21 protein-coding genes are annotated in these 23253 nt (G+C 74.0%); 7 read left to right on the top strand and 14 right to left on the bottom strand.

Translation table 11 applies throughout. From position 1 onward, the window contains the following. Positions 1-18 precede the first annotated feature (18 nt). From HD597_RS13325 to HD597_RS13290, 8 genes are all read right to left on the bottom strand, one after another. A complete protein-coding gene (locus tag HD597_RS13325; RefSeq protein WP_253742337.1) occupies positions 19-606 on the bottom strand; it encodes a CMD domain protein in 588 nt (195 codons plus the stop codon). Further along, a complete protein-coding gene (locus tag HD597_RS13320; protein WP_253742336.1) occupies positions 603-1595 on the bottom strand; it encodes a putative FMN-dependent luciferase-like monooxygenase in 993 nt (330 codons plus the stop codon). Before HD597_RS13320 ends, HD597_RS13325 begins: the two co-directional genes overlap by 4 nt. Next, on the bottom strand, positions 1592-3139 hold the full coding sequence (locus tag HD597_RS13315) for a dipeptide ABC transporter ATP-binding protein (protein WP_253742335.1): 1548 nt from the start codon (positions 3137-3139) through the stop codon (positions 1592-1594). The genes HD597_RS13320 and HD597_RS13315 overlap by 4 nt, the downstream gene beginning before the upstream one ends. Next, positions 3136-4071 (bottom strand): ABC transporter permease, encoded by a 936-nt coding sequence (locus HD597_RS13310; protein WP_253742334.1) that lies wholly within the window; start codon positions 4069-4071, stop codon positions 3136-3138. Before HD597_RS13310 ends, HD597_RS13315 begins: the two co-directional genes overlap by 4 nt. Next, the gene (locus HD597_RS13305) at positions 4068-5000 is read right to left on the bottom strand and encodes an ABC transporter permease (RefSeq protein ID WP_253742333.1); all 933 of its coding nucleotides are present in this window, start codon (positions 4998-5000) and stop codon (positions 4068-4070) included. Before HD597_RS13305 ends, HD597_RS13310 begins: the two co-directional genes overlap by 4 nt. Beyond that, positions 4997-6619: a TIGR04028 family ABC transporter substrate-binding protein gene (locus HD597_RS13300; protein WP_253742332.1), complete on the bottom strand. Its 1623-nt coding sequence runs from the start codon at positions 6617-6619 to the stop codon at positions 4997-4999. Before HD597_RS13300 ends, HD597_RS13305 begins: the two co-directional genes overlap by 4 nt. 104 nt (positions 6620-6723) lie before the next feature. Beyond that, complete coding sequence (locus HD597_RS13295) at positions 6724-7590, bottom strand: alpha/beta fold hydrolase (RefSeq protein ID WP_253742331.1); 867 nt, start codon at positions 7588-7590, stop codon at positions 6724-6726. Beyond that, entirely contained in the window at positions 7587-8183 is a 597-nt protein-coding gene (locus HD597_RS13290) for a TetR/AcrR family transcriptional regulator (RefSeq protein ID WP_253742330.1), read from the bottom strand. The genes HD597_RS13295 and HD597_RS13290 overlap by 4 nt, the downstream gene beginning before the upstream one ends. A gap of 290 nt (positions 8184-8473) precedes the next feature. Between HD597_RS13290 and xynA the strand changes: the two genes are divergently transcribed. Then, positions 8474-9481, top strand: coding sequence for an endo-1,4-beta-xylanase XynA (xynA, locus tag HD597_RS13285; protein WP_253742329.1), 1008 nt, complete (start codon positions 8474-8476; stop codon positions 9479-9481). 67 nt (positions 9482-9548) lie between these two features. On the opposite strand, the gene HD597_RS13280 is transcribed toward xynA, so the two are convergent. Beyond that, positions 9549-10283 carry a class I SAM-dependent DNA methyltransferase gene (locus tag HD597_RS13280; RefSeq protein WP_253742328.1) on the bottom strand — a complete coding sequence of 245 codons (735 nt, stop codon included), beginning with the start codon at positions 10281-10283 and terminating at the stop codon, positions 9549-9551. 138 nt (positions 10284-10421) lie between these two features. Here HD597_RS13280 and HD597_RS13275 point away from each other — a divergent pair, with 138 nt between their 5' ends. Further along, the gene (locus HD597_RS13275; RefSeq protein ID WP_253742327.1) at positions 10422-11612 is read left to right on the top strand and encodes a cytochrome P450; all 1191 of its coding nucleotides are present in this window, start codon (positions 10422-10424) and stop codon (positions 11610-11612) included. Here the strand turns inward: HD597_RS13275 and HD597_RS13270 are convergent. Further along, positions 11573-12205, bottom strand: a complete 633-nt coding sequence (locus tag HD597_RS13270) for a TetR/AcrR family transcriptional regulator (protein ID WP_253742326.1) — start codon at positions 12203-12205, stop codon at positions 11573-11575. The two genes, HD597_RS13275 and HD597_RS13270, sit on opposite strands and share 40 nt — an antisense overlap. 90 nt (positions 12206-12295) lie before the next feature. Here HD597_RS13270 and HD597_RS13265 point away from each other — a divergent pair, with 90 nt between their 5' ends. The 3 genes from HD597_RS13265 (at position 12296) to HD597_RS13255 (ending at position 14326) form a co-directional block, all read left to right on the top strand. Then, positions 12296-13384 (top strand): aldo/keto reductase, encoded by a 1089-nt coding sequence (locus HD597_RS13265; RefSeq protein WP_253742325.1) that lies wholly within the window; start codon positions 12296-12298, stop codon positions 13382-13384. Positions 13385-13435: 51 nt separating this feature from the next. Next, the gene (locus HD597_RS13260) at positions 13436-13813 is read left to right on the top strand and encodes a hypothetical protein (RefSeq protein ID WP_253742324.1); all 378 of its coding nucleotides are present in this window, start codon (positions 13436-13438) and stop codon (positions 13811-13813) included. Positions 13814-13984: 171 nt separating this feature from the next. Next, positions 13985-14326, top strand: coding sequence for a TraR/DksA family transcriptional regulator (locus HD597_RS13255; protein WP_253742323.1), 342 nt, complete (start codon positions 13985-13987; stop codon positions 14324-14326). On the opposite strand, the gene HD597_RS13250 is transcribed toward HD597_RS13255, so the two are convergent. The 3 genes from HD597_RS13250 to HD597_RS13240 form a co-directional block, all read right to left on the bottom strand. After that, on the bottom strand, positions 14323-14760 hold the full coding sequence (locus HD597_RS13250) for a helix-turn-helix domain-containing protein (RefSeq protein WP_253742322.1): 438 nt from the start codon (positions 14758-14760) through the stop codon (positions 14323-14325). The genes HD597_RS13255 and HD597_RS13250 overlap by 4 nt on opposite strands. Before the next feature lie 54 nt (positions 14761-14814). Continuing rightward, positions 14815-15621 (bottom strand): class I SAM-dependent methyltransferase, encoded by an 807-nt coding sequence (locus tag HD597_RS13245; protein ID WP_253742321.1) that lies wholly within the window; start codon positions 15619-15621, stop codon positions 14815-14817. A 98-nt stretch (positions 15622-15719) separates the two neighbouring features. Then, entirely contained in the window at positions 15720-16403 is a 684-nt protein-coding gene (locus HD597_RS13240; protein ID WP_253742320.1) for a hemerythrin domain-containing protein, read from the bottom strand. Positions 16404-16580: 177 nt separating this feature from the next. Here HD597_RS13240 and HD597_RS13235 point away from each other — a divergent pair, with 177 nt between their 5' ends. Next, positions 16581-17033, top strand: a complete 453-nt coding sequence (locus tag HD597_RS13235) for a DUF6220 domain-containing protein (RefSeq protein WP_253742319.1) — start codon at positions 16581-16583, stop codon at positions 17031-17033. A gap of 2 nt (positions 17034-17035) precedes the next feature. Then, positions 17036-19333 carry a multicopper oxidase family protein gene (locus HD597_RS65795; RefSeq protein ID WP_253742318.1) on the top strand — a complete coding sequence of 766 codons (2298 nt, stop codon included), beginning with the start codon at positions 17036-17038 and terminating at the stop codon, positions 19331-19333. Positions 19334-19407: 74 nt separating this feature from the next. Here the strand turns inward: HD597_RS65795 and HD597_RS13225 are convergent, their stop codons facing one another. Beyond that, complete coding sequence (locus tag HD597_RS13225; RefSeq protein WP_308210604.1) at positions 19408-23241, bottom strand: ATP-binding protein; 3834 nt, start codon at positions 23239-23241, stop codon at positions 19408-19410. Between the last annotated feature and the right edge of the window lie 12 nt (positions 23242-23253).

The following is a 23253-nucleotide window of genomic DNA, read 5'->3' as shown; positions in this document are numbered from 1 at the left end:
TCCGTGTGGTGAGGCCGGTCATGCTGTGACCCCTTCCTGGTTGAGCAGCCGCAGGCCGGTGATCACCCGTACCTGGAAGCTGAGGAACGCGACGAGCTGCGACAGCGTGACGATCCCCGTCTCGCTCCAGCCCGCGCGGCGCAGCGCCGCCGGCGCGTCCCTGCCGGCCTCGCGCGGCCGGAACACGAGCAGGTGGGCGTGCTCGAACGCGGCGGCGAGCCGGACCCCGAGCACGGCCGGGTCGCTCACCCGGTAACGCGGCCCCTCCTCGCTCTCCGCCGCCAGGGCTCCCGTGTAGACGCCGTAGGGCCCGGTGGCGCGGCCGGCCTCGATCTCGGCCTCGACGGCCTTGAGCAGGCCGGGCGAGAGCTCGGCGAGGCGGCCGGCGTAGAAGCCGGCGACCGTGAGGTCCTGGTGCAGGCCGGTGACGAAGGCCGCGACCGCGTCACGCTCGACGAGCGTGACCTCGCCCTCGTCGTCGGGGGTGAAGAGCGCGTCGTAGCTGCGCTGGGCGTGCTCGCGGGCGTCGGGCCGCCGGTCGCGCAGCCGGTCGAGGGAGGAGCCGGGGGCGATCCCGGCCAGGTGGTCGATGACGTCAGTGATCATTTCTTGCTCGTTTCCGTGACGGGGCGCCGGCCGAGCGCGGGCGCGACCTCGGTCGCCAGCAGCTCGATGGAGCGCAGGACCAGAGGGTGCGGCGGGTCCACCGAGTGCACCTGGAAGACCAGGTCGGTCGCCTGCCGCAGGGTGGGATCGGCGCTCAGGCTCTCGATGACGTCCTGCGGCGTGCCGAGGTGCACGTCGTAGGCGGTGATCCGGCTGTCGAGGTCGCTGCCGGGCAGCTCGAAGGGCAGGGTGCGCCGGCCGAGGCCGATCTCGGCGTACCGCAGCGCCTCGGCGCGGCTGTCGGCCACGAACGCGGTCCGCGACGCCATGATGCGCGGCCCGGCGCCGGGCGGCAGGCTCTCGTGGTACGCCTCGACGATCGGGAGCTGCAGGTCCGCCAGCGTGGCCTGCGGGCGCTCGGCGGGCCGCGGCTGGGTGCGCGACAACATCAGCCCGTGGCCCGCCCGCCCCGCCCTGGCCCCGCCGGCGACCGAGAACGTGGCCTCCCACACGGCGTCGAGCAGCCGCGGCGCGGGCGGGTAGAGCCGGCTGCCCCCGCCGAGGTCCTCGCCCGCCCAGGCGCGGCGCAGCACCCACAGGTGCTCGGCGTACAGGGCCGCGCGGTCGGCGGGGTCGTGCCCGAAGGGCCCGAACGCCGACGGCGTGCCGCCGCCGCCCACCCCCACCTCCAGCCGCCCGCCGGTCAGCAGGTCGAGCACGGCGGTGTCCTCCGCCACCCGCAGCGGCTGCTCCAGCGGCAGCGTGATGATGCCGGTGCCGAGCCTGATGTGCTCGGTCATGGCCGCGACGTGGGCGAGGAACACCAGGGGCGCGGGCAGCCCGCCCTCCTCGCCGTCGAAGTGGTGCTGCGCCACCCACGCCGTGTCGAACCCGTACGCCTCGGCGTGCCGGATCTGCTCGGCGGCCAGCCGGTACCGCTCACCGGGCGGCGCGTCGTCCAGCAACCGGGTGAAGAAACCGAGTCTCATCGCACCCGCTCCGGGATGGCGGCCAGCAGTTCGCGGGTGTAGTCGTGCCGGGGTTCGCTGAAGACCTGGCGGGTGGTTCCGGTTTCCACGATGCGTCCTTTGCTCATGACGGAGACGGTGTGGGAGATCTGGCGCACCACGGCCAGATCGTGCGAGATGAACAGGTAGGTCAGGCCCAGCTCGCGCTGGAGCCGTTCGAGCAGCTCGAGGATCTGCGCCTGCACGGTGACGTCGAGGGCCGAGACCGCCTCGTCGAGCACGAGCACCTCCGGCTCGACGGCCAGCGCGCGGGCGATGGCCACCCGCTGCCGCTGCCCGCCGGACAGCTCACGCGGCCGGCGCGCGCGTACCTCGCCCGGCAGCGCCACCCGCTCCAGCAGGTCGGCGATGCGCGCCTGGCGCGCCTGGCGGTCGCCGAGCCCGAAGTTGCGCAGCGGCTCCCCGATGATCTCTCCGATGGACTGGCGCGGGTCGAGCGACCCGTACGGGTTCTGGTAGACGAGCTGTACGTGGCGGCGGAAGCGCCGGCCGTCAGGCGCCCCCGCGATGCTGATCGTTCCCGACGTGGGCGGGGCGAACCGCGCGACCATCCTGGCCGTGGTGGTCTTGCCCGAGCCCGACTCGCCCACCAGCGCGTGCGTGGTGCCGCGCGCCACCTCGAAGGACACGCCGTCCACGGCGCGGAACGGGCGCCGCCCGACGCGGAAGTCCTTGACCAGGTCACGCACCACGATGGCCGGCTCCCCTCGGCCGGGCTCCCGGAAGGGCCGCGCCGACAGGGCGGGGGCGTCGTTCAGCAGCCGCTTCGTGTAATCCTCCCGGGGCGCGGCCAGGAGCCCGGCCGTCGTGCCCTGCTCGACGACGCGGCCGTCCCTCATCACGACCAGGCGGTCCGAGCGGCCCGCCGCCACGCCGAGGTCGTGGGTCACCAGCAGGACGGCCGTGCCGTACTCCTCGCGCAGGTCGTCGACGAGGTCGAGGATGCGCCGCTGCACGGTGACGTCGAGCGCGCTGGTCGGCTCGTCGGCGATGATCAGGCGGGGCCGCAGGGCGATCGCGGCGGCGATGAGCACGCGCTGGCGCATGCCGCCCGACAGCTCGTGCGGGTACTGGCGGGCCCTCGTCTCCGGGTCCGGCAGGCCGACGCGGGCGAGCAGGTCGAGCACCCTCGCGCGGATCGCGCGCCGGTCGCGCTCCCCGTGGATGCGCAGCACCTCGCCGATCTGGGCGCCGACGGTCTGGACGGGGTCGAGGGAGTTGGCGGGGTCCTGCGGGACCAGGCCGATCTGGCTGCCGCGTACGGAACGCAGGCGGCGCTGCGACCAGCCGGCCAGGTCGTTCCCGCCGAACAGGATCCGGCCCGCGTCCAGGGTGGCGTTGCCCGGCAGCAGGCCGATGAGGGCGTGCGCCGTGGTGGACTTGCCCGACCCCGACTCGCCGACGACGGCCACGACCTCGCCCGGCTCGACCGACAGGGACACGCCGTGCAGCGCCGGGCGGCCGTCGTACGAGACCGCGAGGTCGCGCACCTCCAGCAGGCTCATGCGTGTTCCCTTCCGATCGAGCGGCTGATGCGTCCGGCGGCCAGCACCACGGCGACCACGACGGCGCCGGGCAGCGTGGTCAGCCACCACGAGGTGGCCAGGTAGTTGCGCCCCTCCGCGATGAGCAGCCCCCATTCGGGGGTGGGCGGCTCGGCGCCGTAGCCGAGGAAGCCGAGCGTCGAGATGGCCAGGATGGCGGCGCCGAACTGCAGGGCGGCCAGCGCGATGACGGGGCCCAGGGAGTTGGGCAGCACGTGCCGCCACAACACCGCGGGGAACCGGCCGCCGCTGCCGAACGCGGCCTCCACGTAGTCGGTGCGGCGCACCCGTACGACCTCGGCGCGGGCCAGGCGGGCGAAGGCCGCCACCGAGCCGATGCCGACGGCGATGGCCACGTTCACCGTGCCGGGGCCGAGCAGGATGATCACGGTCAGGGCGAGGAGCAGGCCGGGCACCGACGGCAGCACGTCCACGACGCGCATGACGGCCGCGTCCGCCACCCCGCCCGCGGCGCCGGCCAGCGTGCCGAGCAGCGTGCCGAGCAGCAGGCCCACCCCGACGGCGACGAGCGCCCCGGACAGCGAGTGCACCGAGCCGTGCACCACGCGGGCGAAGACGTCCCGCCCGACCGCGTCGGTGCCGAACAGGTGGTCAGCGCCCGGTGGCCGGAGCTTGTCGGCGGGCACGCCGGCGATCGGGTCGTACGCGGTGAACAGGCCCGGCACGGCCGCCCAGAGCAGCACGAGCGCGACGACCAGCCAGGCCAGGACCAGCCCGACCGGCATCCGGCCGAGCCAAGCGCGGCCCATCCTGCCGCGCCCGGGCCTCGCGGCCTCGGCCGGGCGGCCGTCGACCCCAGCGGCCTGGCTGCCGTTCGCCACAGCGGCCGGGCGGCCGTTCGACTCCTCGGCCGGGCTCGGTGCGCCTGTCATGCCGCCGCTCCCTTCAGGCGCGGGTCCAGGATCGGGAACAGCACGTCCACCACCAGGTTGACCAGCACGAACACGGCGGCGGCGAGCACCACGACGGCCAGCATGACCGGCGTGTCCTGCGCGTTGACGGCCTGCTCGGTGAGCCGGCCGATCCCGGCCCGGCCGAAGACGGTCTCGGTCACGACCGAGCCCGCGATCAGCTCGCCGAACGTCAGCCCGGCCACGGTGAGCGTCGGCAGCACGGCGTTGCGGGCCACGTGCCGCCACAGGATCCACCAGCGCGTGGCGCCCCTGGCCGCGATCACCGGCACGAACGGCTGCGCGTACACCTGGTCGATGGCGCGCGCGAGCACCTGCGCGATCGGCGCCGAGATCGGCACGGCCAGGGTCAGCACGGGCAGGACGAGCTGCTGCGCTTCGCTGCCGCCGATCACCGGCACCAGCCCCAGCCGGAACGAGAAGACCTGGATCAGCAGGATCCCCAGCCAGAACGCCGGCACCGAGACGAACAGCGACGGCACCGACAGCAGCGCCCCGCGCAGCCAGGAGGTCGTGCTGTAGCTCGCCGCGAACGCGATCGCCACGGCGATCAGCACGGCCAGCAGGAACGCGGCCGACGCCAGCCGGGCGGTCTCGGGCACCGCCTCGGCCAGCCGCTCGACCACGGGGGCGCCGGTGTCGATCGAGTAGCCGAGGCTGCCGGTCAGGAAGCCCAGCAGGGTCTGGACGTAGTCGGCGAGGGGCGAGCCGCCGGCGTAGTGGGCGCGGATCTCGGCGATCTGCTGAGGTGACAGGCCGAGCTCCGGGTTCTGGAACTTGATCAGGATCGAGTCGCCGGGCAGGAGCTGCAGGAGCACGTAGCTCGCCGTGAAGGCGGCCCAGAGCACGAGCGCCGCCTGCCCGGCCCGCGACAGCAGGTACCTGGTCACGGCTGCGACTTCCACACCGAGTAGAACCACGGCCGGGCGACCGCCTCGAAGGCCACGCCGTGCACGTGCGGCGCGGCGCCGTACACCTGGGGCTCCTCGAACAGCGGGATCGCGTAGCCCTGCTCGATCACGTACCGCTGGATCTCGGCGACCTTGGCGTTGCGCGCGGCCGTGCCGGGCTCGGCGGACTCCTCCTCCAGCAGCCGGTCCAGCTTCTCGTCGTCGGAGAGGATGACGTCGCGGTTCTCGCTGTGGAAGTGGCTCTTGATCACGTCCTGGTCGGCGCGGCCGACCATGCTGTGCTGGATGGCGGTCTTCTCGGCGTCCTTGATGTCCACGGCCTGGGTGCCGGCGTCGGCGGGGCGGATCTCCAGCTTGACGCCGAGCTTCGTCCACTGCTGGGCGACGAGTTCGAGGGTCTGCTTCGACAGCGGCTGCGGGCCGGAGACGAACACGCCGAGCGCGAGCCGCCTGCCGTCCTTGACGCGGACGCCGTCGGGGCCGCGCGTCCAGCCCGCCGCGTCGAGCAGCTCGCCGGCCCTGGCCGGGTCGTAGGCGAGCTCCCCGGACAGGTCCACGTACCCCTGGGCGAGGTGGCTGAGCACGGAGGTGGCGACCGGGTAGCTCTCGGTGAACAGGGTGTCGGCGATCTCCTTGGCGTTCGTGCCGAGGCGCAGCGCCGTGCGTACGTCACGGTCCTTGAGCAGGCTGTTGCCCGGCCGCAGGTACAGGCCGTTGTTCACGCCGCGGGTGGGCTCGGCGTAGATGCGGAAGCCGGCGTCCTTGACGGTCTGCTCGTCGTAGGCCTGCACGTACCGCACCATGTCGGCCTGGCCGGAGGTGAGCGCGCCGACGCGCACGTTGTCCTCCGGCGTGACGATGATCTTGATCTCGTCGAGGTACGCGCGGCCCTGGTGCGGCGACGACGGCGGTGCCCAGTTGTAGTCCTCGCGGGCTACGAGGTGGACCTCCTTGTCGAGGATCTGCTTCTTGAGCGTGAAGGGGCCGGAGCCGATGATGTTCTCCAGCCGGCACTGCTGCTCGTACGGCAGCGAGATCGTCTTCTTCGACACCAGGCCGGCGCCGATCACCGAGGTGCCCTGGAGGAAGCCGGGCGACGGCCGGTCGAAGTGGAAGCGCACGGTGCGCGGGTCGATCACCTCGCTGCGCTCGTAGTTGTTGACGAACTCGGCGACGGGCAGCTTGAGCTTCTCGTCGCCGAGGCCGTAGACGTCGAAGTTGGCCGCGACGGCGGCGGCGTCCAGCGGGGTGCCGTCGCTGAACGTCACGCCGTCGCGCAGGTGGAAGGTGTACTCGGTGGCGTCCTCGTTGATCTCCCACTTGGTGGCGATCCACGGCTCGATCTCGAGCGTGCGCGGGTTCTGCCAGGTCAGCTTGTCGGTGATCTGGTTGAGGAGGCCGCCGTTGGGATAGAAGCCGGCGGCGGGCAGGTAGAGGCAGGTCGGCGGCTGATGCTCCAGATAGGTCAGGGTGCCGCCCTGCACGGGCTTGCCGTCGCCGGGCGCCGGCCCGCCAGTGCCCCCGCCGCCGCCACAGGCGCCGAGGAGGCCCACGAGGGTGAGCGTGACGACGATGCGCAGCGGCCTGGTTGGCGACATGGGGAACTGCCCTTTCATGAACGTTCGGAAGCTAAACCAGCATAACCTACCTAAATAGTAGAAAATCAAGCCGTGGGGGTGGAGTGGCGCCCGCCAGTCGGGAGCTAGGCGCTCAGGACCTTGCGGAGCAACTCGCCGAACTCGGCGGGGTGCGTGGTCAGCCCCACGTGCCCGCCCGGGAAGTGCACGAGCTCCGTGCCGAACCGCTCGGCCAGGAAGGCCGCGGGGCGGTAGGGCAGCTCGCCGCGCGAGTCCTCGCCCGCCGCGAGCACCAGGCGGTCCGACAGGGTCCGGAGCCTTGCCAGGTCGGGGGTGTAGGCCATGAAGCTCGGCACGATCCGCCCGAGGAAGTACGGCAGGCCCGCCATCGTGCGCTCCGCCCGGGCCGCCGCCTCTGGTGGAAGCTCGGTGGCGGCGGAGGTTTCGGCGGCATCGCCGGGCCTGCCCCGTTTGGGGTCTTCGGCGTCGGGGCGTTTGAGGCCTTGCGCGAACACGGCCGCCGCGGGCATCAGCCCCTCGCGGCGGAACGTCTCGTCGACGCGGGCGAGCAGCGCGCGGTGCTCGGCGGCGTCCGGCAGCACCTCGACCACCGGCGGCTCGTGCGCCACGACGCGCTCGACCCGCCCGGGGTGGGCGGCGAGCAGGTGCAGCGCGACGATCGCGCCCGAGCTGGTCCCGGCCACGCGCGCGGGCGCGCCCGGCGACAGCAGCTCCAGCAGCCGGAACGCGTCGTCGGCGTGCTGCTCGACCGACTGCCGGGCCTCGGGGTCGGCCAGCGGGCTGCGGGACAGGCCGCGCGGGTCGTAGGAGACGACGGTGTACTCGCGGGCCAGGCCGGCCGCGACGCCGTCGAACGCGGCGGCGCCGCCCGTGCCGCCGGGGATCAGCAGCAGCAGCGGGCCGCTGCCGCGCACCTCGTAGCGCAGGTTCGCGCCGGCCACGCGCAGGTGGCCGATGGTGGGGGTGGTCATTCCGGTTCTCCTTCGTGTTCGTGTTCCGGCCAGTGCTCCAGGAGGGTGTGCAGGGCGTCGAGGCAGCGCAGCCAGGTGGCCTGCGCCGGGCGCGCGTGCGCGAAACCGCCCGCGGCCTCGAGGCTGACGAAGCCGTGCAGCGTGCTGCGCATCAGCCGGACCGCGTCGGTCAGGTCGGGCTCCTCCAGCCGGTAGGCGCGCAGCATGCTGTACGTCAGCTCGATCGCGCGCCGCGGCCCGGCCGCCCGGGCCGCGAGCTCGGGGTCGATCTGCATCGGGGTCTGCGTGGCGGTGTAGCGGCCCGGGTGGTCGTGGGCGTAACCGCGCCACGCGTCCGCGTAGGCCACCAGCGCGTCCCTGCCCGACCGGCCGGCGGTGGCCTCCGCGATGCGGATGGTCTTCTCGTCCGCCGCCAGCAGCGCGATCCGCCCTCGCAGGTCGTCGAGGTTGCGGACGTGCGCGTACAGGCTGGCGTCCTTCACCCCGAGCCGGCGCGCCACCGCCGACATGGTCACGTGCTCCAGCCCGACCTCGTCCGCCAGCTCGGCCCCGACCAGCGTTACGCGCTCTGCCGTCAGCCCCATCCGTGCCATGCACGTCACCTCTTTCCTAGAGGAATTAGGTTATACCTAATACTCCTAGGAAGCGGCAATGCGCCTTAACCGAGACAGCAAGTTTCGGAACACTTCTGAAATTTTCACCTCTGCCGACCCCGGGCCGCACCTAGCCCTCACCAGGTCGATTGCCCGCCACCTCACTCCGCTCCCAGCAGTCCCCTCACCTCCTGACCGGAAACATTGACAACTCCGCACAACACATCCGATACTTTCGCCACCGTTCCGATAGTTTCGACGATGCCCCTTCACGAGAAGGAAGCACGCACATGAACGACGCACCCCACCCCCCACAGAGCCGCAGACGCGGCCGCCTCGCGCGGCTCGCAGGCCGGGCCTGCGCCGTGGTCGCGACGCTGGCCGTGGCGATGCTGCCGAGCGTCGCGCACGCGGCCATCACCACCAACCAGACCGGCACCAACAACGGCTACTTCTACTCGTTCTGGACCGACAGCCAGGGCACGGTCTCCATGGAGCTGGGATCAGGCGGCAACTACAGCACCTCCTGGCGCAACACCGGGAACTTCGTGGCCGGCAAGGGCTGGAACCCCGGCGGGCGCAGGACGGTCAGCTACTCGGGCAGCTTCAACCCCTCGGGCAACGCCTACCTGACCCTGTACGGGTGGACCAGGAACCCGCTCGTCGAGTACTACATCGTCGACAACTGGGGCACCTACCGGCCGACCGGCACGTACAAGGGCACGGTGACCAGCGACGGCGGCACGTACGACATCTACCAGACGACGCGCTACAACGCGCCGTCCATCGAGGGCACCCGGACCTTCAACCAGTACTGGAGCGTGCGCCAGTCGAAGAAGACCGGCGGCACCATCACGGCCGGCAACCACTTCGACGCCTGGGCCCGCAACGGCATGAGCCTGGGCAGCCATGACTACCAGATCCTCGCCACCGAGGGTTACCAGAGCAGCGGCAGCTCCAACATCACGGTCGGCGGCTCCTCCGGCGGAGGCGGCGGCGGTGGCGGTGGCGGCGGCGGTGGTGGCGGCGGCGGGGGTTGCACCGCCACGCTGTCCGCGGGCCAGCAGTGGAGCGACCGCTACAACCTCAACGTGTCGGTCAGCGGCTCCAGCAACTGGACCGTCACGATGAACGTGCCCTCCCCCGCGAAGATCCTGTCCACCTGGAACATCAGCGCCAGCTACCCCAGCGCCCAGGTGCTGACCGCCAGGCCCAACGGCAGCGGCAACAACTGGGGCGTGACCGTCCAGCACAACGGCAACTACACCTGGCCGACGGTCTCCTGCAGCGCGAGCTGACCTTCGGGCACCCCGGCGCGGCGGCACCCCTGCCGCCGCGCCACACCGCGTGAGCGGGCGCCGCGCCTCACGAGGCGGTCTTGCGCCAGACCGAGACGTGGCTCCTGCTGTCGCCCGTGAACGGCTCGCGCCCCCACCCGGCCCAGCGCTCGTGCAGGGTCATCCCGGCCAGGCGCGCCATGAGGTCCAGCTCGGCCGGCCACACGTAGCGGTGGGTCGAGGAGTACGTCTCGACCTGCCCGTCCGTCGTCCAGTAATGGTGGGAGACGGCGAGTTGCGCGGCGACGTCGTACTCCTCGAACCCCAGGTGCGCCGGCGTCACCGCGAACGGGTGGACGGTCTGGCCGGGCGGCAGCCGCCGCAGCTCCGGGACGTACACCTCGATGACGAAGCAGCCGCCCGGGCCGAGGTGTGCCGCCGCGTTGCGGAAGCACTCGACCTGCTCGTCCTGCGTGGTCAGGTTGGTGATCGTGTTGCGCACCAGGTACGCGAGGGCGAACGTGCCGTCCACCCGTGTGGTGGCGAAGTCGCCGCTGGTCACGCCGACGCGCTCCGCGCCGGGCTTGGTGCGGAGCTGCGCGAGCATGGCGGCCGACAGGTCGATGCCGTGCACGCGTACGCCCCGCCGGCTGAGCGGGAGGGCGAGGCGGCCGGTGCCGACGCCGAGCTCCAGCGCGGCGCCCGGGCCCGCCAGCGCGGCGAGGAAGTCGACCGCCGGGTCGACCACCGCGGGGTCGAACAGCTCGGGCCATTTCGCCTCGTAGGTCTCGGCCAGGCGCGCGTCGAAGGTGTTCTGCGGCATGGGGCCACTGTGGGCACACGCGCGCCGTGACCGCCACCGGATAAACCGGACGCGTACATCGTCATCGGGTTGCGAACGCTATGCCGATATGCGTACAGTGTTCCCCATGCAAGAACGCCGCACACTCCTGGAGGACGCATGCCCGACACCCATGGGCTCCCCCTCACCCGCGCCCCCGGCTGTCCCTTCGACCCGCCGCCGGAGCTGGCCGGGATCCGGGAGCAGGCGCCGATCAGCCCGCTGACCTTCCCCGACGGGCACGCGGGCTGGCTGGTCACCGGCCACGCCCTGGCCCGCGCGGTGCTGGGCGACCCCCGCTTCAGCTCGCGGCCCGAGCTCATGCACCACCCGCTGCCGGGGGTGACCTTCGGCGAGACGCCTCCGGCCGCCATCGGCGACCTCACCGGGATCGACGCTCCCGAGCACACCCGCTACCGCCGGCTGCTGATCGGCAGGTTCACCGTGCGCCGCATGAGGCTGCTCACCGAGCGCGTCCAGGAGATCACCGCCGCGCAGCTGGACGTCCTGGCCGAGCACGGCCCGCCCGCGGACCTGGTGCGGCTCTTCGCCCAGCCGGTGCCCGCGCTGGTGATCTGCGAGCTGCTCGGGGTCCCGTACGCCGACCGCGAGACGTTCCAGCGGCACGCCGCGGTGCTGGCCGGCGGCGACCACGGCCCGGAGGAGCAGCACGCGGCCTTCGGCGAGCTGAGCGAGTACCTGCACGGGCTGGTCCTGACCAAGCGTTCTCACCCCACCGACGACCTGCTCAGCGACCTGGCCGGCACCGGCCTCGACGACCAGGAGCTGGCGGGCATCGGCGCCTTCCTGCTCGGCGCCGGGCTCGACACCACCGCGAACATGATCGCGCTGGGCACCTTCGCCCTGCTGAGTCATCCCGCCCAGCTCGCGGCCCTGCGCGAGGAGCCGGAGCTCGCCGACCAGGCCGTCGAGGAGCTGTTGCGCTACCTGAGCATCGCCCACACCGGCCAGCGGGCGGCGCTGGAGGACGTCGAGCTGGGCGGCCGGCTCGTCAGGGCCGGGGAGACGGTCGTCGTCTCGGTGCAGTCGGCCAACCGCGACCCCGACAGGTTCGCCGACCCGGACAGGCTCGACCTGCGCCGGCCCGCCGTGGGGCACCTGGCCTTCGGCCACGGCCCGCACCAGTGCCTGGGCCAGCAGCTCGCCCGGGTCGAGCTGCGTGTCGCGCTGCCCGCGCTGATCGGCCGCTTCCCGGAGCTGCGGCTGGCCGTGCCCGCCGGCGAGGTGCCGCTGCGCGGCGGCCTGGACATCTACGGCGCGCTGCGGCTGCCGGTCGCCTGGGGGGCCTGAGCCCGGCTCGACCTGAGGTAGGCGATGCCGAGGTCGAGGGCGGACTCCAGGTGGGTGGTCTGCCCGGTGGACATCTGGATCAGCACGCCGCCCTGGATGCCGGCGAGGATCGCGGCGGCCGCCCGTTCGGGGTCGAGGCCGGGGTCGATCTCGCCGGCGGCCTGCATGTGCCGCACGCCGGCGGCGATCTCGGACTGCCAGCGCCCCATCAGCTCGGTGACCACCGCCTGGGCTCCGGGCGTGCGGTCGCCGAGGTGCGAGGTGACGGCGTTGAGCGGGCACAGGCGGCCCTGCCGCCGGTAGCGGTCGACGACCTTGTCGCGCCAGGCGTCCCAGGCCGGCCAGGAGGTCAGCTCGTCGAGCTGCGGCCGCTGGTCCTCCAGCACCCGGCCGGCCTCGAACCGGGCCACGGCCAGCAGCAGCTCCTCCCGCCCGCCGGGGAAGTAGTGGAAGAGCTGGCTCTTGCTGGTCGAGGTCGCGGACAGCACGTCGTCGAGGGTCGTGGCGGCCACGCCGTGCTCGCGGATGAGCTCGCCCGCGCCTTCGAGGATGCGCTGCCGCGTCGCGGCTCCCTTGCGGGTCAGCGTCTGCATGGTCGGCCTCCGCCCCTGATCGGACTCGTGTGACCCACCCTACCCACTTTTGGACTTGCGGGTCCATTTTTCCGGGCGCAAGCTGACCGCATGTCCATGGATCAGTACTTCCTGCTGGGCCGCTCCGGCCTGCGCGTCAGCCGCCTCGCCCTCGGCACGATGAACTTCGGCACCGGCGGCTTCCACGCCGCGTACGGCAGGACCGAGGACGAGGCCCGCCCCATATTCCGCCGCTACCTCGAAGCCGGGGGCAACTTCATCGACACCGCCGACTTCTACACCGCCGGGGAGAGCGAGACCATCCTCGGCAACCTCGTCGCCGAGGCCGGGGTGCGTGACCGCGTGGTGCTCGCCACCAAGTTCACCAACAGCGTGGACCCCGGCGATCCGAACGCCGGGGGCAACGGCCGCAAGCACATGATCAGGGCGCTCGAGGCGTCGCTCCGCCGCCTGCGCACCGATCACGTCGATCTGTTCCTGCTGCACACCTGGGACCGGATCACCCCGGTCGAGGAGGTCATGCGCACGTTCGACGACCTCACCAGAGCCGGCAAGATCCGGTACGCGGGCCTGTCGGACGTGCCGGGCTGGTACGCGGCCCGGGCCCAGACCCTGGCCGAGGCGCACGCGCTCGCCCCGCTGGTCAGCCTGCAGCTCCCCTACTCCCTGGTGGACCGGGCGATCGAGCGCGAGCACGTCCCCATGGGCCAGACCCTGGGCCTCGGCATCACCGCGTGGAGCCCGCTCGGCAGCGGCTTCCTCACCGGCAAGTACCGCCGGTCCGGCCAGGGCGTGACCGGCGAGGGCCGGCTGAGCGGCGCGGGCGGCGCGTGGACCGACAGGGAATGGCGGCTCCTGGCGACCCTGGAGCAGGTCGCCGCCGAGACCGGCAGGCCGATGGCCCAGGTCGCGCTCAACTGGGTCGCCACCCGGCCCGGCGTGGCCTCGGCGATCATGGGGGCGAGCAGCGTCGGCCAGCTCGACGCCAACCTGTCGGCCCTCGACTTCGAGCTGCCCGCCGGGCTGCGCGCCCGGCTGGACGAGGCGAGCGAGGTGCCCGCGGAGTCGGTGTACCGGATGTTCACCCCGGGTTACCAGAGCCGGCTGGTCAACCCGGGCGCCAAGGTCGCCGACAAGCCCGCCGGGTACGTCCCCGCCGTACGGAACTGGGCGGCCTGACCCCGAAGTACCGAAGTGCCCTTTGTGGGGTTCTGGGCTATGGTCGCCCGTATGACGGGACCGTGGAGAACACCACGAAGGTCCATCGCGTTCTCCGGCGTGATGGGCCTGGTCCTGCTGTCCCTGCTGCTCGTCGGAGCCTCATGGGGCTCCGGCAGCGGGGGCGCCGGCCTGCGGGCCGGCATGCCGTACTGGCCGGCGTGGAGCCTGGACGACCCGGGCGCCGAGCTCTCCACCCTGCCGCCCCAGGCCACCGGCGTGCGCGAGCACCACGTGCTGTCGCTGTGGCCGCCGCTGCGGGGCGAGCGGCAGGCCGAAGCCGGCCATCTGGCGCTGCTGCCGTCGCCCGGCCACGACGAGGCCGCGATCCGCGACCCTCAGCAGTTCGCCCACCTCGCCACGGGGTCACGCAGCCCGCCGCTGATCTAGCCGCCGCCTTTCACCACCCCAGGAGCTCTACGGCCGTGCCGTGGGGCCTTGCCGCGCGCGTCCGCCTTCCCGGCGATGCCATCGCGCGCCCGGCGGCCAGCCATGACGACCGGTCCGGTGTGTGCCGGTCGTCCCGTCAGCGTGCTCATCCCCGACAAAGGATCTCTGATCATGACCGACACCCACGGAGCCTCACACCTCAGCACCGTCCAGCTCCAGACCCTCCGCCAGGACCTCCAGGAGCAGCTCGAACGGCGCAGCCGCCACCTGCTCGGCCTCCAGGACGAGGCGCGGCAGAGCACCGGCGCGGACGACACGTGGCAGGAGCTGCTCGTCTCCCTGACCACCGCCGACCGCGCCATCGCCGAGCTCACCCAGGCCCTCGACCGGCTCGACACCGGCGGCTACGGCCGCTGCGGGCACTGCGAGGCGGGCATCCCGTTCGAACGGCTCAAGATCCGCCCGCTGGCCCGCTACTGCATCGGCTGCCAGCGCCGGTTCGAGGCGGCCTAGCCGCTTCGGATCACGCACCCGTCCTCACGCAGGCCCCGCAGGCCGGCGGCGCCCTCGACGATGCGCCGGTAGGACGGGCACTGCGTGAAGTCCTCGGCGGTGCACTCCATGAGGTGCTCGATCAGCCGCTTGGACGCCGTGATCTCCTCCAGCCGCCGCTCGAGGTCCGCGTGATGTCGTTCGAGGAGTGCTCGGCGCTCGGCCTGGCCGGCCGCGCCGAGCACGTCCCTGATCTGGTCGAGGCTCATCCCGCCGCCCTTGGCCCGGATGATCGTCATGACCCGTACGACATGGTCGCGGGTGTAACGGCGGCGGCCGTTCACCCGGGTGGCGGGGGTCAGCAGGCCCATGGCCTCCCAGTGGCGCAGCACGTGCGGCGCCAGGTCGAACCGTTCGGCCAGCTCGCCGATGCGCATCGAGTCGCTCGACTTCATGTTCACATTAACTTGCGGATGCGCCCCGGACGTCAAGGCGGCGACGGGCAGCCGCTACGTCGTCACCTCGTACACGCGCGTGGTGCCGAACACGCCCGTGTCCCTGCGCCGCCGGGGCGTCACCGTGCGGAGGTGGCGGAAACGGCCGGTGCCCAGCAGGTGCGCCTCCTCGACCGGGTTGAAGTAGATCAGCGTGATCGGGCGCGGGTTCCTGTCGGCCGAGCCCAGCAATCGTTCCATGGCGGCGGCGAACGTCCGCCCCCTGAACGGGTTGTTGAGGAACACCACGCTGACGTCGTCGGGAATGTCGTAGTCGAGCACGTCCGACTGCACGAACCGCACCTCACGCGCGCGCAGCCGCAGCCTCGTGGCGGCCAGGTTGGCCCTGGCCACCTCGGTCAGCTCGGCCGACAGCTCGACGCCGATCACCTGCTTGAACGGGTACGCGCCCGCCGCCTCCAGCACCATCCTGCCCTTGCCCGCCCCGAGGTCGAGGAACACGTCCTGGCCTCCGACGTCCCTGACGGGCAGCGCCCGGCGCAGGGTGCCCCAGTGGGCGGGCGAGTAGTAGACGCGTTCCGGGTGGTCGAGGCCGAACTCCGCGAGGTCGGCGAAGTCCGCGGTGCTCACGCCGTACCGCTGGTCGTACAGGAGCCTGGCCAGCCGGCGGCGCAGGGAGCGCAGCCGTACGGGCAGGCCGCCGCCCATCATGAGGACCTCTTCCGCCTGCAGCACCGCCTCGCACCCCAGGGCGATCGGCGCGCCCGTCACGAGGGCGCCGAGCAGCAGCGGCATCCTCTCCCGTACGGCCGTGCGAGGGCTGCCGGGCGGCGGGGCGGCCAGGTCGTCGATCACAGTCACAGGCGTCTCCTCGGAAGGTGGCCGGCGCTGACGGTGGCCGGCTACGGCCCGAGTGTGACAAGTCAGGGCGGGGTCAGGACAGCCCTTGACAAGCCGCCCTACCGCCACAGGTGGGCGGTGCGGCGGCGGTAGGCCGGGCGGGCGAGGGCGGCCACGGCCCGCATGCCCAGCGGTGACCTGCCGCGCAGCTCGTCCAGCGCGGCGGCGGGCAGCCCGTCCAGGAGCCAGCCGACCAGGGTGAACATCTGGCGCGGGCCGTACTGGCGGCGCACGTCGTCGTGTCCTCTGGCGTCCTCCGCCGCAGTGATGTGCGCCTGCATGAGCGGGATCGCCATCGTCTCCTCGTGGGCCAGGTGGGCGCCGATCGTGGCGGCGAGCGCGCGCAGGGCCTCGGCCAGGCGTTCGCGGGCGGGCTCGGCCGGGTCGGCGGCGAACGCGTCGAACGCCTGCTCGCTGCGGGCGATCCCCTCGGCCGCCGCCGCGTGCTCCGCCTCCATCACGTCCATGATCTCGGCCGCCTCGGGAGCGCGCTCGCGCAGGACGGGCCAGACGGTGTCGTCCTCGGCCGTGTGGTGGTGGTGCAGGACGAGGAGCACCCAGGACAGGTGGCGGCGCAGGCCGGTGATCCTGCGCCGGTCGCCCGCGCTCACCTCGCACACCGCCGTGATCAGGCGGCCGAGGTCGCGGCGGAAGCCGTGGTGGGCGAGGTACATGTTGGTCATGTCCAAGGGGCCGGGGGCCGCGGCGGCCTGGCCGGGGAGGTGGATCTGCGGGACGTCCATGGGGGGAGGGTGGGCGGGGGTGATTGGGAATCGCTTGGAGGCCCCGGGGCGGAGGCCCTGTGCCGGGGCCGGGGTCGGAGGCCGGGTTGGAGGCGGGCCGGGGGCGGGCGGGGGCGCCGTCCAAGCGGGGTCCAACGCGGACGGGGCACCGTGGGGCTTCCCTCTGGAAGGAGTCTCGTGCGCAAGATCCTGATCGTTCTGGCCGCCCTGCAGGTGGGAGCGGTGCTCGTGCAGTTCTACCTGGCGACGTTCGGCGCGTTCCACCGGCCGCAGCCGGCGCCGATGGCCGGGCCCATCGTGCCGCACATCATCAACGGCACCATCGTGATTCCCGTCCTCGCGCTGGTGGTCACCCTCGTCGCGGCGCTCGCCCGGGCGGGGGGCAGGCTCGTCGGGCTCGCCCTCGTGCCCGTCGGCGTCGTCGTGGCGCAGTTGTTCGTCGTCTTCCCGCTGGCCGGGATGTTCGGGGAGCCCGGGGTGTCCACCACGGGGAGCAACGCGGTCCTGGGCTTTCACGCCGTGCTGGGGCTGGTGTTGTTGTGGGCGGTCGTGGCGGAGTACCGCGGGGCGCGGGCGCTGCTCCGGCACGCGGGCGCCGAGGCCGCCGCCGTGGCGCCGGTCGGGCGCTGACCGTGTCGACCGGGCGGCTGCTGGCCCTGGACGACGTCGTCCTCGCCGCCGTCGCGGCCTGCTGGGTCGCGGCGGCCATCGCCGCGCTGGCCGCCTCGCGGACCGCCTCGCGGACCGCCTCGCGGACCTCCTCGCCGGTGACGCTCACAGGAGGCGGCCCCTCCCGAACGGCGGGCGCCTCCTCGGTCACGCCCTCGCGGGACAGCTCGTCCCGTACGGCGTGGGTCGCGGCGGGGCTGCTCGGGCTGGCGTTGCTGGTGACGGCGCTGCGGGTGGTGCTGGTGGTGGCGCTGGCCCAGGCGGGCTGGTGGTTCGCCGCCGATCGGCTGCTCGTGGCGCTGCCGATGGTGGCCGGCCCGGGGCTGGTGGCCGCGATCGTCACCCTGCCACGCCCGCTCCGCCTCGCCTCGACCGCCCGGGCCTCGACCGCTCACCCCTCCGCCGCTCACCCCTCCGCCGCTCACCCCTCCGCTGCTCACGCCTCCGTAGGTGGGGTCTCCTCAGGTGGGGTCTCCGTCGGTGAGGACTCCGCCGATGCGGCCGCCTTTCCCGGTCGCGTCGCTGGGGAGCGCGCTGTCGGGCCGGTCATCGTGGCCGGCTATGGCGGCCTCGGCGGCGTTCTGGTGGCGATGACCGTGTCCTACCCGGTGCCTCCGGTGGCGGCGGGCCTGATCGCCGCGCTGGTGGCCGGGGCCTCCGCCGCGACCTTGCGGTTGAGCGCAGGCAGGCACGCGGGTGCGGTCGGCGGGCCGCTGAGCGCGGGTGGCGAGCCGACCGGCGCAGACGGCGGGCCGCTGGACTCGGTCGGCCCTCGGGTGAGTACGGGCGGCCCTCGGGTGAGTACGGGCGGTGGGCGGGTGAGTGCGGTCGGCGGGGTCGTCGTGCTGTGCTTCGCGCTGGTCTGGGGTGGCGCGTCCATGTGGTCGAGCCGCCTGCCCGCCCACCTCCACCTGGGCGCCCCCGGCGATGCCCGGGCGGCCGGGGTCGCCGTGACCGAGCTGCGCGAGAGCGGCCGGCCCGACCGTACGTTCACGCTGACCGCCCGCCCCGCCACTGTCACGCTCGCCTCCGGCCGGAAGGTGGAGGCGTGGACGTTCGACGGCCGGGTGCCGGGGCCGACCCTGCGCGTCCGGCAGGGCGAGCTGGTCGAGGTGCGCCTGCGCAACCGGATGCCCGACCTGGCCGTCACCCTGCACTGGCACGGCTACCACGTGCCCGCGGGCGACGACGGCGTGGCGGGAGTGACCCAGGACGCGGTGCGGCCGGGCGGCGAGTTCGCCTACCGCTTCCGCGCCGACCGGCAGGGCAGTTACTGGTATCACAGCCATGACATGTCGGATCCGGCGGTCCGGATGGGCCTGTTCGGCATGTTCGTCGTGGACCCGCCCACCGGCCCGGTCTCCCCTGGTGACTCGACGGCCGAGAACGTGACCGGCCATGACGGCGCCGATCACACGGTGGCGGTGCACACGCTGGGCGGCGTGCCGACCGTGGCCGTGGACGACCGGCCGCCCGCCGACGGCCTGGCCCGCCTGCCCACCGCCCCCGGCACCTCCGTACGGCTCCGGATCGCCGCCACCGACAACACGCCCGTCACCCTCGCCCTGACGGGCACCCCGTACCGGCTGGCCGCGGTGGACGGCCACGACCTGGAGCGGCCCGGCGCCCTGCGCGGAAGGCGGTTGCGCCTGGCGGCGGGAGGCCGTTACGACCTGACGTTCACCATGCCCGCCCGGCCCGTCCTGCTGACCGTCAACGACCGTCCCGACCTGGGCCTGATGCTGGGCGACGGGCCACCGCCCGCGCCCCAACGCGGCCCGCTGCTCGACATCACCGCCTACGGCGCCGCCCGCCCGCTCCCCCAGGCGTTCGACCAGCGGCTCACGTGGGTGCTGGACCGCAGGCTCGCGCTGCTCGACGGCGCCCCCGCGATGGCGCACACGGTCAACGGCCAGGTGTGGCCGGGCATCGAGACCCCCGTCGTACGCCGCGGCGACCTCATCAAGATCACCTTGGTGAACCGGGGCAAGGAGACCCATCCCATGCACCCGCACGGCCACCACGTGCTCGTGCTGTCCCGCGACGGCCGCCCCGCCACGGGCCCGCTCTGGATGGACTCCTTCGACGTGGCCCCGGGCGAGGTGTGGGAGGTGGCCTTGCCCGCGGACAACCCCGGCATCTGGATGTCGCACTGCCACGACCTCGGCCACGCCGCCCTCGGCATGACCTTCCACCTGGCCTACGAGGGGGTGACCACGCCGTTCGACGCGGGGGCCGACTCCGGCAACCATCCGGAATGAGCCGCCCTGCCAACCCGGGACGAGCCTCCGGCTACCGGGGTGAGCCGCCCTGCCAACCCGGGACGAGCCCCCGGCTACCCGGGGCGAGCCGCCCTGGCGCTCACGCGGGCGGCGGCCCGCGCGGCGATCGTGCGCAGCCCGGCGGCCCGCCCGGTCTCACCGCGCTCCTCGCAGGTCCCGGCCAGCTCGCCGGCGATGAGGGTGATCAGGCTGTCGGCCCCGAGCGCCGTGGCCGTCTCCAGGGCGTGCTCGCCGTGCAGCACGGCCGCGTCCAGGTCGCCGAGCGCGCGGGCGAGCTGGGCCAGCGAACGGCTGAGCGGCCACAACGGCAGGCCGACGCCCGCCATGGACAGGCGGCCCGCGTACGGGAGGATCATCGTGTACAGGTCGGCGCAGGCACGGCGGTCGCCGAGCCGGGACCAGACGTCGGCACGCAGCGCCACCTCGTGCGGCCACAGGAAGCCGCGGGCGATCGACTCCGGCCCCGTCCACGGGCCGATCAGGGCGAGCGCCTCGTCGTGCCGCCCGGCAGCGGCGAGGAACGGCGCCGCCCACTGGCCGCTGCCCGCCTCTCCCCCGTACGCGGTGAACCCTGTCAGCACGTCCAGGTCCAGCCGCCCGTGCCGCTGGTCGTGCAGCGCGAGCAGCAGCATGCCGCCGAGCACGCTCTCCTCCGCTCCCCACATCGAGGTGAGGCGGTGCTGCTGGGCGGTGGCGTGGAAGAGCCGTTCCGCGGCCGGCCGGTCGCCGGCGAGCAGCGCGAGGCCCAGCCGCAACCAGCCGATCATCACGCTCACGAACGGCGTGCGCAGCCGCTCCGCCAGCGCGGCGGCCTCCTCCACCAGAGCCAGCGCCTTCGGGGACGGGTCGGCTTCGAGCAGCGCGGCGCCCAGGTAGGTCAGCCCGACGGTCAGCATCTCGTCGTCGCCGGCCTCCCTGCCGGTGCGAACGATCTCCTCGGCGGCGGCCAGCCGGTGGCCGAGCGCGTCAGGCGCGTACAGGGCGACGTAGCGGGTGTTCAGCGCCCAGGCGAGCAGCTCGGGGTCGCCGTCGCGGCGGGCGCACGCGACGGATTCGCGGGTCAGCCGCTCGCGTTCCGCGAGCTCGGAGCCCGGCCGATGGTACGACTCCGCGGCCAGGCTGCCCAGCACCCTGGCGCGTTCGGCGTCGCTGAGGCCGGGGTCGGCGGCCAGGGCGCGCAGGTCGCGGGTCAGGTCGGGGTCGTAGGCGTCGGGCGGGCCCCACGGGCGGATGATGCGCCCGCCGTAGCCCGTGGCCGCCGCGATGAGGCGCGGCCGGTCGTCCGCCTCGCGGGCCAGCCGCCTGGCGCGGTCGAGCGTCTCCACCTGCCCGCGCAGGTCGCCGGCGCCGATGAGCGCGTCCGCCAGGGCCAGCAGCAGGTCCACGCGCTCGGACGGCGCCACGTCCGGATCGGCGTCGGCCACCTCGGCGGCGCGGGTGAGCAGGCCGGCGGCCACGTCGTGGGCGCGCAACCGCACGGCCTGGCGCGCGGCGGCGGCAGCGGCCTGCCAGGCGCGGCGCGCGTGCCCGGCCGGCGCGGCGAGCAGCCAGTGGTGCGCGGCCGTGGCCAGCCGGTCCGCGGCGGGCACGTGGCCGCGGGCCTCCACCGCCGCGGCGACGGCGGCGTGCAGCCTGGCCCTGCGCATCGGGGTGAGCGCGTCACTGAGCGCCTCCTGCACCAGCGCGTGCGCGAACCTGAGCCGCCCCGGCCGCCCCTCCACGAGCAGCGACGTGCGCACGGCCGGCTCCAGGACGTCCAGTGTCTCGTCCAGGGAGAGCCCGGCCGCCTCCGCGGTGACCGCGGCGTCGAACTCCCGTCCCGCCACGGCCGCCACGCGCAGCAGCTCGCCGGTCGCGGCGGGCAGGCGGCCCACCCGGCCGAGCACCACGTCCTTGACGCCCAGCGGCAGGGCCTCGCGGGGGTCGGCGCCGCCGATCATGAGGCGTACCAGTTCGGTCACGAAGAACGGGTTGCCGCCTGTCCTGTCCCGCAGCACGCGCAGGATCTGCGGCGAGGCCACCTCCCGCGGCACCAGTCCGGCCAGCTCGCCGAGATCGAGGCCGGTCAGCGCCAGCCGCACGGCCCCGCGCCGCGACAGGGCCGCGAACGTGTCGGTCAACGTCGCGTCGGACGCCGTCTCGCGGGCCGTGCAGATCATCAGGACCGGGCCCTCGATCAGGACCTCGGCCAGGTAGGCGAGCAGCCGCAGCGAGGAGTGGTCCGCCCACTGCAGGTCGTCCAGGGCGATGGCGACCGGCCCCCTGGCCGACGCTGCCGACAGGACCTCGGCCGTGGCCCGGTAGGCGCGGAAGCGCGCGCCCTCGGGGTCCGCCCGCTCGCCCATGCCGGCGCCGGGCAGGTCGTCGCGCACGTCGGCGGGGACGGCGGGCAGGGCGGCGGTCAGTCGTTCCAGCAGGGTCGTCCAGGGCCAGAACGCGGGCGCGCCCTCGATCGCGGCGCACCGCCCGACGGCCACCTCGAAACCTCGCGCCTGCGCGCGGGCCACGGCCTCCTCGGCGAGTCGCGTTTTGCCGACGCCCGGTTCGCCGGTGATCAGCAGGAACCCCGGACGTCCTCCGGCCACCTGGCCGAGCGCCTCCTCGACGGCGGCCAGCTCGGCGGCCCGCCCGGCGAGCGCCGGACGGGTGAAGGCAGCCGACGGGCCAGCGGAAGGGGGCGGGCCGACGGGAGCGGGCGAGCCGATGGGAGCGGGCGGGCCGGCGGCGGGCTCGGACGAGCCGGTGGCGGCAAGCCCGGCGGTGGGCTCGCGCCGGGCGGAAGCGGGTCCGTCCGCGACAGCGGGGCCCGCCTCGGGAGCGGCCTGGGCGGCGGAGGAGTGCGCCGGACGCGGGGGCGTGTCGTCGGCGTGCGATGCCCCGGACGCGGGCGCGGCCACCGTGTGCGCCGACGCAATGCCCGGTGGAGGCGGTGTCGCGGCGGACGGATGACGAGGTGCGGCGGCAGCCGGCGGGCCCGGCGCCGTGGTGGCCGGGTGCGGCGGTACCAGAGCGGGCGGCGGGCCCGGGTGAGGGGCGGTGGCGGGATGACGCGGTGCCGTGGCGGGCGGCGGGCCCGGGTGAGGCGTGGTGGCCGGGTGGGGCGGCGGTGGGGTGGGGGGTGTGGGTGGGCGTAAGGCGGGTGATTGGGTGAGGATGTCGCGTTCCAAGGCGCGCAGTTCGTCGCCGGGGTCGATGCCGAGCTCCTCGGCCAGCACGCGGCGGGCGGTGCGCAGCGCGTCGAGCGCGTCGCCCTGCCGGCCGCTGCGGTACAGGGCGAGCGCGCGCAGGCTCCACAGCCGTTCGCGCAGCGGATGCTCGCGGGTCAGCGCCTCCAGCTCGCCCAGCATCTCGGCATGCCGCCCCTGCTCCATGCCCGCCGTGATGAGCAGCTCGCGCGCCCGGTCCCGGAGCTCGACCACGCGGGCCTGCGCCGCCATCGCGTACTCGCGCCCGTCGAGCTCCGCGTACGGCTCGCCGCGCCACAGCGACAGCGCCCCGGCCGCCGCCCGCTCGGCCTCCCCCGGCTCCCCGCCGCCGAGGGCGCGCTCGGCCCGTGTCACCAGCCGGGCGAAGCGGGTGACGTCCACGGTGTCGGGGGCGATGGCGAGCCGGTAACCGGCGGTCCCGTGGCTGAGCAGGCTGGGGGTGCGCGGCCTGCGTTCCGGCTCCAGGGCGCGGCGCAGGTTGGACACGTACGCCCGCAACGAGACGAGCGGCTCCGGCGGCGGGTCGTCGCCCCACAGCCGGTCGACCAGCACGTGCGGCGAGACGGCCCGGCGGTCGGCCAGCACCAGCAGGCACAGGAGCGTGCGCTCCTTGAGCGGCCCCAGCTTGCGTGGCCGCCCCGCCTCCACGACCTCCACCGGCCCCAGCACGCGGATCTCCACGGGCTCAGTATG

Source organism: Nonomuraea thailandensis (genome assembly GCF_024172165.1).
GTDB classification, from domain to species: domain Bacteria; phylum Actinomycetota; class Actinomycetes; order Streptosporangiales; family Streptosporangiaceae; genus Nonomuraea; species Nonomuraea thailandensis.
Note: the sequence above shows the minus strand (reverse complement) of the source record. Positions and strands in the feature narration are given on the sequence as shown.

Excerpts from the sequence above, each read along its gene's own strand:
- HD597_RS13325 (WP_253742337.1), bottom strand. The coding sequence starts at position 606 with ATGATCACTGACGTCATCGACCACCTGGCCGGGATCGCCCCCGGCTCC.
- HD597_RS13320 (WP_253742336.1), bottom strand. The coding sequence starts at position 1,595 with ATGAGACTCGGTTTCTTCACCCGGTTGCTGGACGACGCGCCGCCCGGT.
- HD597_RS13315 (WP_253742335.1), bottom strand. The coding sequence starts at position 3,139 with ATGAGCCTGCTGGAGGTGCGCGACCTCGCGGTCTCGTACGACGGCCGC.
- HD597_RS13310 (WP_253742334.1), bottom strand. The coding sequence starts at position 4,071 with ATGACAGGCGCACCGAGCCCGGCCGAGGAGTCGAACGGCCGCCCGGCC.
- HD597_RS13300 (WP_253742332.1), bottom strand. The coding sequence starts at position 6,619 with ATGTCGCCAACCAGGCCGCTGCGCATCGTCGTCACGCTCACCCTCGTG.
- HD597_RS13295 (WP_253742331.1), bottom strand. The coding sequence starts at position 7,590 with ATGACCACCCCCACCATCGGCCACCTGCGCGTGGCCGGCGCGAACCTG.
- HD597_RS13290 (WP_253742330.1), bottom strand. The coding sequence starts at position 8,183 with ATGGCACGGATGGGGCTGACGGCAGAGCGCGTAACGCTGGTCGGGGCC.
- xynA (WP_253742329.1), top strand. The coding sequence starts at position 8,474 with ATGAACGACGCACCCCACCCCCCACAGAGCCGCAGACGCGGCCGCCTC.
- HD597_RS13280 (WP_253742328.1), bottom strand. The coding sequence starts at position 10,283 with ATGCCGCAGAACACCTTCGACGCGCGCCTGGCCGAGACCTACGAGGCG.
- HD597_RS13275 (WP_253742327.1), top strand. The coding sequence starts at position 10,422 with ATGCCCGACACCCATGGGCTCCCCCTCACCCGCGCCCCCGGCTGTCCC.
- HD597_RS13270 (WP_253742326.1), bottom strand. The coding sequence starts at position 12,205 with ATGCAGACGCTGACCCGCAAGGGAGCCGCGACGCGGCAGCGCATCCTC.
- HD597_RS13265 (WP_253742325.1), top strand. The coding sequence starts at position 12,296 with ATGTCCATGGATCAGTACTTCCTGCTGGGCCGCTCCGGCCTGCGCGTC.
- HD597_RS13260 (WP_253742324.1), top strand. The coding sequence starts at position 13,436 with ATGACGGGACCGTGGAGAACACCACGAAGGTCCATCGCGTTCTCCGGC.
- HD597_RS13255 (WP_253742323.1), top strand. The coding sequence starts at position 13,985 with ATGACCGACACCCACGGAGCCTCACACCTCAGCACCGTCCAGCTCCAG.
- HD597_RS13250 (WP_253742322.1), bottom strand. The coding sequence starts at position 14,760 with ATGAAGTCGAGCGACTCGATGCGCATCGGCGAGCTGGCCGAACGGTTC.
- HD597_RS13240 (WP_253742320.1), bottom strand. The coding sequence starts at position 16,403 with ATGGACGTCCCGCAGATCCACCTCCCCGGCCAGGCCGCCGCGGCCCCC.